General features: G+C 50.4%; 11 protein-coding genes. 3 read left to right on the top strand and 8 right to left on the bottom strand.

Going from position 1 to position 12,198, the window contains the following annotated elements:
• Positions 1 to 99: 99 nt before the first annotated feature.
• The 4 genes from ACT3RR_RS08815 to trmB form a co-directional block, all read right to left on the bottom strand.
• Positions 100 to 828, bottom strand: a complete 729-nt coding sequence (locus ACT3RR_RS08815; protein WP_353503379.1) for a YggN family protein — start codon at positions 826 to 828, stop codon at positions 100 to 102.
• Positions 829 to 854: 26 nt separating this feature from the next.
• The gene (gene glsB, locus ACT3RR_RS08810; protein ID WP_353503380.1) at positions 855 to 1,781 is read right to left on the bottom strand and encodes a glutaminase B; all 927 of its coding nucleotides are present in this window, start codon (positions 1,779 to 1,781) and stop codon (positions 855 to 857) included.
• A 124-nt stretch (positions 1,782 to 1,905) separates the two neighbouring features.
• Positions 1,906 to 2,232, bottom strand: a complete 327-nt coding sequence (locus ACT3RR_RS08805; protein WP_353503381.1) for a YggL family protein — start codon at positions 2,230 to 2,232, stop codon at positions 1,906 to 1,908.
• Positions 2,232 to 2,951 carry a tRNA (guanosine(46)-N7)-methyltransferase TrmB gene (trmB, locus tag ACT3RR_RS08800; RefSeq protein ID WP_353503382.1) on the bottom strand — a complete coding sequence of 240 codons (720 nt, stop codon included), beginning with the start codon at positions 2,949 to 2,951 and terminating at the stop codon, positions 2,232 to 2,234. Before trmB ends, ACT3RR_RS08805 begins: the two co-directional genes overlap by 1 nt.
• 200 nt (positions 2,952 to 3,151) lie before the next feature.
• Here trmB and mutY point away from each other — a divergent pair, with 200 nt between their 5' ends.
• From mutY to mltC, 3 genes are all read left to right on the top strand, one after another.
• Positions 3,152 to 4,234, top strand: coding sequence for an A/G-specific adenine glycosylase (gene mutY / locus ACT3RR_RS08795; protein ID WP_496200130.1), 1,083 nt, complete (start codon positions 3,152 to 3,154; stop codon positions 4,232 to 4,234).
• Entirely contained in the window at positions 4,231 to 4,503 is a 273-nt protein-coding gene (locus ACT3RR_RS08790) for an oxidative damage protection protein (protein ID WP_034793128.1), read from the top strand. Before mutY ends, ACT3RR_RS08790 begins: the two co-directional genes overlap by 4 nt.
• 94 nt (positions 4,504 to 4,597) lie before the next feature.
• Positions 4,598 to 5,674, top strand: coding sequence for a membrane-bound lytic murein transglycosylase MltC (gene mltC, locus ACT3RR_RS08785; protein ID WP_353503384.1), 1,077 nt, complete (start codon positions 4,598 to 4,600; stop codon positions 5,672 to 5,674).
• A 56-nt stretch (positions 5,675 to 5,730) separates the two neighbouring features.
• Here the strand turns inward: mltC and ACT3RR_RS08780 are convergent, their stop codons facing one another.
• The 4 genes from ACT3RR_RS08780 to speF all read right to left on the bottom strand — a co-directional run bounded on the left by ACT3RR_RS08780 (position 5,731) and on the right by speF (position 12,057).
• Positions 5,731 to 7,872, bottom strand: a complete 2,142-nt coding sequence (locus ACT3RR_RS08780) for a polysaccharide biosynthesis tyrosine autokinase (RefSeq protein WP_353503385.1) — start codon at positions 7,870 to 7,872, stop codon at positions 5,731 to 5,733.
• 17 nt (positions 7,873 to 7,889) lie between these two features.
• Positions 7,890 to 8,345, bottom strand: coding sequence for an arsenate reductase/protein-tyrosine-phosphatase family protein (locus tag ACT3RR_RS08775; RefSeq protein WP_353503386.1), 456 nt, complete (start codon positions 8,343 to 8,345; stop codon positions 7,890 to 7,892).
• Positions 8,333 to 9,472: a polysaccharide export protein gene (locus ACT3RR_RS08770; RefSeq protein ID WP_496200129.1), complete on the bottom strand. Its 1,140-nt coding sequence runs from the start codon at positions 9,470 to 9,472 to the stop codon at positions 8,333 to 8,335. The genes ACT3RR_RS08775 and ACT3RR_RS08770 overlap by 13 nt, the downstream gene beginning before the upstream one ends.
• Before the next feature lie 422 nt (positions 9,473 to 9,894).
• Positions 9,895 to 12,057: an ornithine decarboxylase SpeF gene (gene speF / locus ACT3RR_RS08765; protein WP_496200128.1), complete on the bottom strand. Its 2,163-nt coding sequence runs from the start codon at positions 12,055 to 12,057 to the stop codon at positions 9,895 to 9,897.
• Positions 12,058 to 12,198: the final 141 nt, after the last annotated feature.

Genomic DNA, 12,198 nt, shown 5'->3' with positions numbered 1-12,198 from the left:
TTCCGCCACTTTCACACCCTAATCGCGCCACTTTTGTTGGCGAATATGGCGCGATTGTGGCGGGATTAGAGATTTATGATGGCGCAATTAATGGCGCGATTACTTCAAACTCGCCATTAACGTCTTGTGCTGGGTATCGAGTGAGGTTACGCGTTTACAGACGTCATCACCGAAGTTTTTGAAGTCCTGCTCCTGTTTGCTCCACTCATTCTGCACAGCCTGCTGTAAGCCGCCCAGATTGCCCATCACGGCTTGCAGTGGGTTGCCGCCGCTGGTTGCCTGCTTGACGCCCATTTCGTTCAGGCTGTCCTGCATGACGCCGCCCATGCTCTGCTCGAGAATACGACGCCCATCCTCTTTCACCTGATCCACGGCTTTATAGTGGTAAGTCAGGCCATCGCTGCGGTGCTCGATGATGCGGTTCATCTGCTGCTTAAGCTGAGTGTTGAGAGTGGTCAGGCGATTGCGCACGTTGCTGTCACTGCCCAGCTTCTCGACGATGACTTTATCCATCGCCACGCGGCCTTTTTCCAGATGCGCGGTGGCACCTTGGTCAATCCACGGCAGGTCGCGGCGCAGCGCGGCCTGATAATCAATCGCTTCTTGGCGCTGTTTGGCGCTCAGCGTCGGCTGTTTGCCATTTAGCGTGACATCACCGTTCGGGGTGATCAGCAAGTTGCCGCTGGCGCCCACCACCTGCACGGTTTGCGGCTTAATCACCACGTCATCTTGCGGATTAACGCTACACTGGTAGTCCGCCTGCGCACTCCATGCGGTCATCGCCAACAGCCCTGCGATGCTCATTTTCAATCCGGTCTTAAATTCCATGTTTTCTCCCTTCCAACAGCAAACAATTAAAAAATCGAACGGCCAATTCGTTGCGCCAGTTTCTCTAAGGCAGCGGTTCCGGCCAAAGAGTTCCCTGCGGCATCAAGTTCGGGTGACCAAACTGCAATGCACATCTCCCCTGGGACGATGGCGATGATACCGCCGCCGACGCCAGACTTGCCAGGCATCCCCACGCGATAGGCAAACTCCCCCGCGCCGTCGTACATGCCGCTCGTCACCATTAACGCATTGATTTGTCTGGCCTGTCGCGCGTCAATCAGCGGCTCGTCGCTGTCGAGCGGCTGGCCCTTATTCGCCAAATAAGCAAAGGTTCGTGCCAGTTCGACACAGCTCATGCGCAGCGCACAATAATGAAAATAGGTGTGAAGCACGGTAATGACGTCGTTTTCGAAATTACCGAAAGATTTCATTAAATAGGCAATGGCTGCGTTACGGTCGGAATTATCAAATTCCGAACGCGCCACGTGTCGATCGTAGTTGAGATCTGGCTGTCCGGCCAATTGACGGACCACTTCGAGCATGCGTTGCTTAGGAGCGGCGAGGCGAGTTTGCAGTAAATCGCACACCACCAGCGCGCCGGGATTGATAAAGGGATTGCGCGGCTTGCCCTGCTCCAGCTCAAGCTGAACTAAGGAGTTAAACGGCTGGCCCGACGGCTCTTTGCCGACGCGCTGCCAGATTTCACTCTCCTGATAGCGCGTCAGCGCCAGCGTCAGGCTTAATACTTTGGAAATCGACTGAATGGAAAAACGCTCGTTGGCGTCGCCAGCGCTGAACGTCTCCCCAGACGTGGTACAGACCGCAATACCGAGATTGTCAGGATTGACTTCAGCCAGCGCCGGAATGTAATCCGCCACTTTGCCGCGACCAATCAGCGGGCGGACTTGCTCAAGAATATCTTCCAGTAAACGGTTATCTAATTCGGTTACCAACGTCTCGACTCCAGATATGACAAAGGTGCCCCGAAGGCACCTTTAATAATTCCGTTATTCATTCTGCCAAAAACATTCGCGCTGCATCAAGGCAGCAGATGTCGCGCGAAGGATGACGACAGAATCAATCCCACCAGATATCGAACAGGTCGGAAACTTCTACATCTTCCATTTTATGGTCTTCCAACCATTTTTTAACCTGTGCGCGGTGCTCGTCGGTGCAGTGACCGATTTCCTGCAGGCAGATCAAACCTTCCCACTGCAGGTAGCCGCTGCCGTCAAACGCCAGCTTGTTTGGCTCGATAACGCCTTCGATGAACGCATCAAGCTGCTCATCGATAGTTTCAACCGGGGTGCCTTCCGCGAAACGCCATTTTACTGAGAAGCCCAGTTCCTGGAACTCGGCAATGTGTAACTTTTTACGTAAACGACGACTACGATTCGTGGCCATTATTGCTTCCTCTCAAACATCAGATCCCATACGCCGTGGCCTAAACGCTGGCCACGCATTTCGAACTTGGTTACCGGGCGCGATTCTGGACGCGGAACATAGTTGTTGTCTTGCGACAGGTTTTTCCAGTCTTCAAGGCTGGTCATCACCTCAAGCATATGTTCAGCGTACGGCTCCCAGTCGGTCGCCATGTGGAATACGCCCCCGACTTTTAATTTGCTACGCAGCAGCTCAACGAAGGCTGGTTGCACGATACGGCGCTTATTATGACGCGCTTTGTGCCATGGGTCAGGAAAGAATAGCTGCACCATGTCCAGTGAGCCATTCGGGATCATCTTTTCCAGCACTTCAACCGCGTCGTGACACATCACGCGCAGGTTGCTGACCCCTTCTTCCTGAGCCGTCATCAAACATGCGCCCACGCCCGGTGAGTGGACTTCAATGCCGATAAAGTTCTGCTCAGGATTTTGCTGCGCCATGGTGACCAGAGAGGTACCCATGCCGAAACCGATTTCTAACACGGTTGGCGCGGCGCGGCCAAACAGCGCATCGATATCCAGAACTTCTGCCTGATATTCAACGCCCATTACCGGCCAGATATTGTCGAGCGCGTGTTGCTGGCCTTTAGTCAGGCGGCCCTGGCGGCGGACAAAACTGCGAATACGGCGCATGGCGCGACCGTTCTCATCGAACTCCGGTGAAATGACGTCGTTTTTCATAGGGCTTTCACTCTATTGGGCAGTGCTCTTTCAGCAGTGCGCGGTTGGGCAACAAATTCAGGAATGGCGCATTATCCAAACCTAGGGGTGATAAGCAAGCGTTGCGGCCAGAAACAGGTCGGAAACTTCCGGTTTACACCCACCAGACTCTGTGATGTGATCCCGCCCTGAATTTATCCTGCCGGACCCATCACTCATTTATGAAGCAAGCGCAGAACCAGTTCGCGCCAGCGGTACTCGAATGGTACCAGCGCTTTGGCCGCAAAACATTACCGTGGCAGCTCGAAAAAACGCCTTACAAAGTATGGCTCTCCGAGGTGATGTTGCAACAAACACAGGTTGCGACGGTGATCCCCTATTTTGAACGTTTTATGGCGCGTTTCCCGACCGTCAGCGATCTCGCCGCCGCGCCACAGGATGAGGTTCTGCATTTGTGGACCGGGCTAGGCTATTACGCCCGCGCCCGCAACTTGCATAAAGCTGCTCAGACCATCGCCAGCGAGCACGGTGGCGTGTTCCCCACCGATTTTGAGGCAGTCAACGCGCTGCCGGGAATCGGCCGCTCGACTGCCGGAGCGGTGCTGTCTCTCTCACTGGGCCAGCACCACCCGATTCTCGACGGCAACGTCAAACGCGTGCTGTCGCGCTGTTACGCCATCGAAGGCTGGCCGGGTGAGAAAAAGGTCGAAAACCGTTTATGGGCCATCGCCGAAGAGGTCACGCCAGCCAAGGGTGTTGAGCAATTTAACCAAGCGATGATGGATTTGGGGGCTATGGTTTGCACGCGTTCCAAACCAAAATGCGAGCTATGCCCGCTAAATACCCAGTGTGAGTCATACGTACACAACAGCTGGGCGAAATATCCCGGCAAAAAACCGAAAAAGACTCTGCCAGAGAGAACGGCCTTTATGTTGATGATTCAGCATAAAGACACTGTGTGGCTGGAACAGCGCCCGCCGGTTGGCCTGTGGGGCGGTTTGTTCTGTTTCCCACAATTTGCCAGTGAAGAAGAGCTGGAAAGTGGCCTGCATAAATACGGTGTTACCCTTAATCAGTTGCAGCAGCAGGTGGCTTTTCGTCACACTTTTAGCCATTTCCATCTGGATATCGTTCCAATGTGGCTAAATCTGCGCTCAGTACCGGGTTGCATGGATGAAGGTGCGGGTCTCTGGTATAACTTAGCGCAACCACAATCCGTTGGGCTCGCCGCGCCGGTAGAGCGTTTGTTAACGCAGTTGGCGAAAGAGTCGCCCAACAGCATGATCGATAAGGAATCAGCATGAGCAGAACGATTTTTTGTACCTTTCTAAAACGTGATGCGGAAGGTCAAGACTTCCAGCTTTATCCGGGCGAACTGGGTAAACGCATTTTCAATGAGATTTCTAAAGAAGCCTGGTCACAGTGGATGAGCAAACAAACCATGCTAATTAATGAGAAAAAACTCAGCATGATGAATCCCGATGACCGCAAATTGCTGGAACAGGAAATGGTGAATTTCCTGTTTGAAGGGCAGGACGTGCATATCGAAGGCTATACGCCGCCGTCAAAATAATTGCCGTCGATAACACTCCATTTAGAAACCCCGTCAGGCCGTTATTTCGCGAAATTAACCGCCTGACATCTTTCATCACGATACGGCTTTGAAGATGAAGAAAATTTTAGCGCTGTTGGTCATCGCCCCGCTCCTGATCTCCTGCTCGAGCAAAAAAGACCAGTTCAATGAAGCTTACGTCAAGGATACCAATGGCTTCGATATTTTGATGGGCCAATTTGCTCACAATATCGAGAATATCTGGGGGCTGAATGAAGTCCTTATCGCCGGTCCTAAAGACTATGTAAAATACAGCGATCAATATTACACCCGTAGCCACATCAACTTTGATGCGGGTACCATCACTATTGAAACCATTGCCGGAACTAATCCGACCGCTAACCTTCGTCAGGCGATTATCAGCACCTTGCTGGTAGGCGATGATCCGGGCAATGTAGACCTCTATTCCGACGCCAACGATATTCAGATCAGTAAAGAGCCGATGCTTTACGGTCAGGTTTTGGACAACACCGGGCAGCCAATCCGCTGGCAGGGTCGGGCGTCTAATTTTGCCGATTATCTGGTACAGAACAAGCTGCAGCGCCGCCAGTCGGGGCTACACATCATCTATTCCGTTACTATTCAGATGGTGCCAAACCACCTGAACAAACGTGCACATAAATACCTGCCAATGGTGCGCGAAGCCTCCGCCAAGTACGGCGTAGACCAGTCGCTGATCCTCGCCATTATGCAAACTGAATCCGCATTCAACCCATATGCCGTGAGTCATGCTGATGCACTGGGCTTAATGCAGGTTGTTCAGCACACTGCGGGCGTTGACGTGTTCAAATCAGAGGGCAAATGGGGCAAACCAAGTCGCAGCTATCTGTTTGATCCACAAAACAATATCAACACCGGTACTGCCTATCTGGCGATGCTGCAAAACGTCTACTTGGGTAATATCACCAACCCAACCTCCAAACGTTATGCTGTGATCACCGCCTACAACGGCGGCGCGGGCAGCGTGTTGCGCGTCTTCTCCAGCGATAAAAACCGTGCGTTTAGCATCATCAACAGCATGGAGCCGGGTGACGTTTACACCACGCTGACCACCAAACACCCATCAGGCGAGTCACGACGCTATCTGTATAAGGTTAATACCACGCAGAAGAGCTATCGCCGGGTGGATTAGCCTGGTGCTAGTTGGCATGAAAGAAAACGGAGGCCTTTGGCCTCCGTTTTTTGTGCTTAGTGGGTATCAGATTTGTATTGGTAATTCTCAAAATGACCATACTGATAAAATTGCGCCACCCGTGGCTCGACCGAGTTGAGCACCACGCCGGTGATGGTGTGTCCCTGCTGCTCAAAACGCTGCATAGCCAGTTCAACTTCCTTAGCGGATGTCATTTCAAAGCGAGCCACCATTAAGCTGGTGCCGGCATATTTACTGATAATCGCAGCATCGCTGACGGCGAGGATCGGCGGAGTATCAAATAAGACCACATCATAGTTTTTAGTCGCCCAATCGCAGAATTCGCCAAAGCGCGGCGTCAACAGTAGCTCAGACGGATTCGAGGGTGCGATGCCACGAGGAACCAAGTCAAGCTGCGGAAGACAGGTTTTGTAGAGACACTCCGCAATCTTTTTCTGTCCTGAGAGTAGCTCCGCCAACCCCCGATGCTCTTTCAACTTAAAGGGAAGGTGTAAGCAACCTTTGCGCATGTCGCAATCAACCAATAAGACACGTAAGTTCGACTGGGCAAGCACCACGGCCAAATTGCTAATCACGAAGCTTTTACCCACTCCACTGGTAGGCCCAACCACCATCAGAATCTTATTATTGGCCTCTTTGAGTAGAAAGTAGAGACCGGTGCGCAAACTTCTGATCGCTTCTACTACCAAGTCATCGGGATTTTCTATAGCCAATAAACTATGTTTTCGCGGTAGATTTTTTTTCGCCTTAAATAATCTCGTGATGCTTTGGTGCTTGGAATGAGGCAGGCTGCTATACACTTTTAAACCCAGCAACTCGAGTTCATGTGAGGAACTGATGCCGCGTTTCAAGGCGTTTCTCAACAGTACGACACCTAATGCCAGAAATGCGCTGCACATCAGCGCAAGCACTAGCAACATCGGTTTATTCGGCCCCACGGGGTTAGGTAATGTCTGAGCAGAGTCGATGATATGGACATTCCCTACGGTGCTGACCTTCTTAATCTCCATTTCTCGTTGTTTGCTAGTTAACAAAGAATGCATTTCTTGCGCCGTTTGCACATCGCGCGTTAATCGCAAGATGTCCTGCTGCGTTTTCGGCATACCGTTAATTTTTGACTCCAGCGCGGCTTTACTCGCCGATAACGTCTTTCTCTTTTCAGCCAGTGCGCGATACACCGGGTGCGCTTTGGTGTAGCGTTTTGAGAGTTCGGCCTCTTCGAAAGTCAGACCGTTCAATTGCGTGGTTATCGCGACTTCTGCCTCCAAGATGCCACGAGCCTCCATGGGTAAATCAATAGATTCGTTTAGCTGCCTGTAATGCCTGAGGCTGGCTTCACTTTTTTCCAACTGCGACTCTATTTTGGGAAGCTGCTGCTGCAAAAACGCTAGACTTTTACTGGCAGATTCTGACTTACGATCGATATTTTGTTTCAAATAGGCGACACTCAGCTCATCGACGATTTGACGGATTAATACCTTATCCGTCCCCGACAAGCTCAGGCGCAAAACGCCACTGTCCTTGGATGTTTCGGCAACGGTCAGGTTTTTATTGATCGCCTCCATTGCCGCAAATTGACTGATTTTATTTAAGATGAAGATAGAGCCGACTGGCGCATCAACGGCCTGAACCAGAATGCGCAGATCCGGCAAGGTTAATTCTTTGCCAACCTCCCCTTCGGCAGAGACCCCTTCTCCTTGCAAATGAAACCGGCCAGAGTCCATTAGCGTCAGCGTAAAAGGTTTGCCCTGCATCTTCTCGGGTGGGGTAAACAGTGGCACCTTGAGGCGCGTGGTGGGCTGGGGAAATAACCCGCCGATGAGTGGCCATTTCTTCTCTCGCACCACATTATCCAGCGCAAGCACTGATACCGTATTGCCTAATATCGAACGAGACTTTATTAAGGTAATTTCTGTGGTTGCAAGCGACGCATGGCCATTGGCAAAATCAAATATCCCATTAAGTAAGCTACTGCCGGTGCTTTTATCGAGTTGAATCAAAGCATCAGCCTTATAGACGGTAGGCATGCTCCATACACAGAGAAAACCCAATAGAAAACCTGTTAGCGTAATGCCTATCAGCATCTTCTTAGCGTCAATTAATACCCCTAGCAAATAGCGCAAATCAATGTCGTTTTCTTGGTGCACATCCTGATGCGGTTCGCCTTTAGCAAGCATATTTATTCCTTTGGCATTCATTTTTCGGCCATTGTTAAAGCATTACGCCACTGTTGAGCGCAGCGCCGCAGCTGCAATACAACATCGTCATATAAGCTTTGCGCTCGACGGAAAGGGTCACATATATCCATTTGATCACTCCAGTGACCAAACAGTAACGTTTTCCCCTGAGCTGCTGGTGCAATATGAGCAAGCTGAGAGATATGTTGTTTTTCCATTACCAGTATTAAGTCGCAATCCCGACACAACTCCTGTGTCAGCTGGCGAGCAGAATGACTCTTTAAAGTGATACCGTGCCGAATTGCGCTTTCAGCCATGATAGGGTCAATATCATAGCCTACTAGAGCACTCAGCCCCGCAGAGCGAATCGAATGGTCAGGGAGGAAATCTTGTAATAACTGCTCCCCAATCGGCGAGCGACAAATATTACCAACGCAGACCACCAGAATAGTTTTTAAATTTAATTTTTCCAAGTTCCCACCCAGCGGATCGATTCTGTCATGCTATGGATACCGGTTATGGTTGGGACTAATTGACTAATAACTCTATTCCAACGGCTAATTGGTGCAGTGGTGACATACACAATATCATAGGGCTGGAGTACGAATTCCGTTCCTAAAATAAGTGAAGTGGCGTCTCGCGCATCCAATTGATAAATAGAGGCAATCTTTTCACCTTGTCCGCGATGGGAGCGAATAACAAAAATCCCCTTGGCATCGCTGGTCATTTGGTCAATGCCCTCAGCGTTTCCTAACGCCTCGGTCAATGTCATTCCGCTGCGGTCCATTTTTAATGTAGTTTGCTTTTTCACCTCCCCCATCACAAACACTTTTAAATTATCGTTACGCGGGATATATAAAATATCCCCATTCAATAATAAATAGTTTTGGCTTAAATTCCCTTTGTTAAACAACTCATATAATGAAATGACCTGCTCTTTCCCTTGGCGAGTTAATACAACATTATTCCAGTCAGCATGTTCACTTATTCCGCCAGCCTGATTAATGGCATCGACCACCGTGAGGGGCACGTTGGTAATAGGTTGCTGTCCGCTGCGATTGACCTCACCCGTGACATGCACTTTTTGTGACCGGAAAATGGCAACGCTCACATCGACTTGCGGCGACGTAATAAATTGGGCGAGTTTGCGAGTGACTAGATTGCGAACCTGAGAAACCGTTTTTCCCTGCACATGCACATTACCGATGTAAGGGTAAAAAATCGTCCCGTCGGAATGCACCCAATTCCCCGTATCGCCAGCACTACGATATTGTCCTGCCGGCGTGGTCAATTCAGGATGATCCCAAACGGTCACCATCAGGACATCCCCCACACCAATCTCATACTCGTAATTCTTTACCTCATCATCCAATTGATTATTGGATTTAGCTGACACGGGCGAGCGCCGTAATGTATCCACCAGCTTGGGCGTAATGGGATAGACATCCACTAACTTATTTATGTCCTCAATAGGTCCGGCGGATTTAATAACATTTTTATCTGAGGTGGAGAGTTTAGCGCCGGGAGTGATCTGACAACCACTGACTGACATTGCTGCAATTAAGGCGGTAATTAATTGTATATTTTTAATTTTTTCCATTTCATGTCCATTGATATCGAAAAGTAAAAAAATAGTTATGTAATTTGATTAACTCATTATTATGGATTGATAAAAGTCGGGCATCCTTCGACTTATTCATTAGAATATCTAATGCAATAGATTGTTAATTTGAAAAGTAATTTAAATAAAAGGAACGACACATAAAACTCAACAACCCTGCATTCGTCCTGAACTGGCACTTAGTTTTCGCAAACTATAGCAATGATAAATTAAATGCAACATGATGGGAACGGGGTAAGAAATAAAACCATCAACTAAAATAAAATGAAATAATAAACAGCAGTAAACAATAGAAATAACAGCAATTAAACAATCAACTAATAACTAGCACTTATAGATATCAATAAAAAAGCGCGGCTATTATCCTAGCCGCGCTCACGCTGTGTATCTAAAAAGAGTGTTTATTTGGCAATCACATACCCCATGATGCGCTTCCACCCCACCGGTTTCTTCTCGATATAAACGCCCTGTAACTCAGGCGAGAAGCCCGGCAGCTGGTTGATTCCTTCCTCTAGCGCCATAAAGTAACGCTGCACCGCCCCGCCCCAAATTTCGCCGGGAACGACGCACAGCACGCCCGGTGGATACGGCAACGCACCTTCGGCAGCAATGCGCCCTTCTGCTTGGCCAATTGGCACCAGCTCGACGTTATCGCGAATAAATTCGCTGTGCGCGTCCTGGGCGTTCATTACCACTTTCGGGAAACTGGCCTCACGGAACATCTCCTTTTGCAGTTCTTTCACATCAAAACTGACATAAAGGTTGTGCATTTCCTGACACAGCTGGCGAATGGTGTAGTCGCGATAGCGCTCTTCGTTTTTGCGATACACCGTCGGCAGCACTTCGCTCAGCAAGGCATCCTCTTCAATATAACGCTCAAAGCGCGCGATCTCATCCACCAGCAGCTGCATCTTGGCCGGGGTTTCCGCCGGAGTCAGCAGGAACAGAATCGAGTTGAGGTCGCACTTCTCCGGCACAATGCCGTTCTCGCGCAGATAGTTAGCCAAAATAGTGGCCGGAATGCCGAACTCGGTGTATTTGCCGCTGGCAGCGTCAATGCCCGGTGTGGTCAACAGCAGTTTGCAAGGATCGACGAAATACTGCTTTTCGGCGTAACCTTCAAACGCATGCCAGTTTTCTCCTGGCACGAAGTCAAAGAAGCGCACATCATTGGCCATTTTCTCGGTTTCATGATGCTGCCAAGGCTTGCCGTCAATCACCGGCGGCACGAACGGCAGGATCATTGAACACTGGTCGAGCAGCATTTTGCGCGTCTCAATCCCCAGCTTCACACACTCCATCCACATATGCTTGCCACTGCCGCCGGCGTGAATACGCGCGTTGACGTCCAGCGCGGCAAACAGCGGATAGAACGGGCTGGTCGAGGCGTGCATCATAAACGCATTGTTCAGCTTTTTATGGCTGCAATGACGCTTCTGCCCCTTGATATGGTTATCTTTTTTGTGGATTTGCGAGGTCTGGGAGAATCCGGCCTGTTGCTTGTGTACCGACTGGGTCACGATGATGCCCGGATCATTTTCATTCAAATCCAGCAGCAGCGGCGAGCACTGCTCCATCATCGGAATGAACTGCTCGTAGCCGACCCACGCCGAGTCAAAAAGGATGTAATCACACAGATGGCCAATCTTATCCACCACCTGACGGGCGTTGTAAATCGTGCCGTCATAGGTGCCAAGCTGAATGATCGCCAAACGAAACGGGCGCTTTTCATTGGCACGCTGCGGAGCGACGGCCTGAATCTGTTTACGCAGATAGGACTCGTCGAAACAGGCTGCGTCGATGCCGCCAATAAAGCCAAACGGGTTACGCGCGGTCTCCAAATAAACCGGCGTTGCCCCGGCCTGTAGCAGCGCGCCGTGGTGGTTGGACTTATGGTTGTTGCGGTCGAAAAGCACCAAATCATCGCGGGTCAGCAGCGCGTTAGTGACCACTTTATTGGCCGCCGAGGTGCCGTTAAGCACAAAATAGGTTTTATCCGCGCTGAATACCTTGGCGGCATATTTCTGGGCATCTTTGGCCGAGCCTTCATGGATCAGCAGGTCGCCCAACTTCACATCGGCGTTGCACATGTCGGAACGAAAAATATTCGCGCCAAAAAAGTCATAAAACTGGCGGCCCGCCGGATGGCGACGGAAAAACTCACCGCCCTGATGCCCTGGGCAGGCAAAGGTGGCGTTTTCCATCTCAACGTACTTCTTTAAGGTGTCAAAGAACGGCGGGAAAAGCGCCTCTTCATAAGCCTGCGCGGCGGCTTCAATCTGCGCCGCATAGAACGCCTGATTGGCATCCGACAGCGTCACCACGCCTTTGAGCATCAACAAATAATCAGGAGAAATCTGCTCTGCCCCCTGCACTGCAACAAATGCCGGGATACCAAAACCCAGCGAATTTATCTCCGACAGCTTGCCGCTGTTCAAATCACTCACGGAGATAATAATGGCCGCCACGTCGGCGTAGTCAGCACGGCGCAGATCCACCACCGCGCGGTGCGACTCAATGTAAGGGGCCACGGAGGCACTTGCTGCAAGTTTTAAAAGTTTCATAGGACTCTCAAACGGTTAAGTAAGAGGGTGTGCCAATCGGCACGGCAATGGGCGGGTTCTTAAAGCGAAACGCAAAGATCCAGCCCGGCAAAGTGACGTGTACGTGAGCGTGATGTCGAGCGAGTGCGATGCCAACAGGCA

The organism is Ewingella sp. AOP8-B2-18 (assembly GCF_052376015.1).
GTDB lineage: Bacteria > Pseudomonadota > Gammaproteobacteria > Enterobacterales > Enterobacteriaceae > Ewingella > Ewingella allii.
The sequence above is the reverse complement of the archived record's forward strand: the minus strand, read 5'-3'. Positions and strand labels throughout refer to the sequence as shown.

Excerpts from the sequence above, each read along its gene's own strand:
- ACT3RR_RS08790 (WP_034793128.1), top strand. The coding sequence starts at position 4,231 with ATGAGCAGAACGATTTTTTGTACCTTTCTAAAACGTGATGCGGAAGGT.
- mutY (WP_496200130.1), top strand. The coding sequence starts at position 3,152 with ATGAAGCAAGCGCAGAACCAGTTCGCGCCAGCGGTACTCGAATGGTAC.
- ACT3RR_RS08780 (WP_353503385.1), bottom strand. The coding sequence starts at position 7,872 with ATGCTTGCTAAAGGCGAACCGCATCAGGATGTGCACCAAGAAAACGAC.
- mltC (WP_353503384.1), top strand. The coding sequence starts at position 4,598 with ATGAAGAAAATTTTAGCGCTGTTGGTCATCGCCCCGCTCCTGATCTCC.
- ACT3RR_RS08815 (WP_353503379.1), bottom strand. The coding sequence starts at position 828 with ATGGAATTTAAGACCGGATTGAAAATGAGCATCGCAGGGCTGTTGGCG.
- trmB (WP_353503382.1), bottom strand. The coding sequence starts at position 2,951 with ATGAAAAACGACGTCATTTCACCGGAGTTCGATGAGAACGGTCGCGCC.
- ACT3RR_RS08770 (WP_496200129.1), bottom strand. The coding sequence starts at position 9,472 with ATGGAAAAAATTAAAAATATACAATTAATTACCGCCTTAATTGCAGCA.
- ACT3RR_RS08805 (WP_353503381.1), bottom strand. The coding sequence starts at position 2,232 with ATGGCCACGAATCGTAGTCGTCGTTTACGTAAAAAGTTACACATTGCC.
- speF (WP_496200128.1), bottom strand. The coding sequence starts at position 12,057 with ATGAAACTTTTAAAACTTGCAGCAAGTGCCTCCGTGGCCCCTTACATT.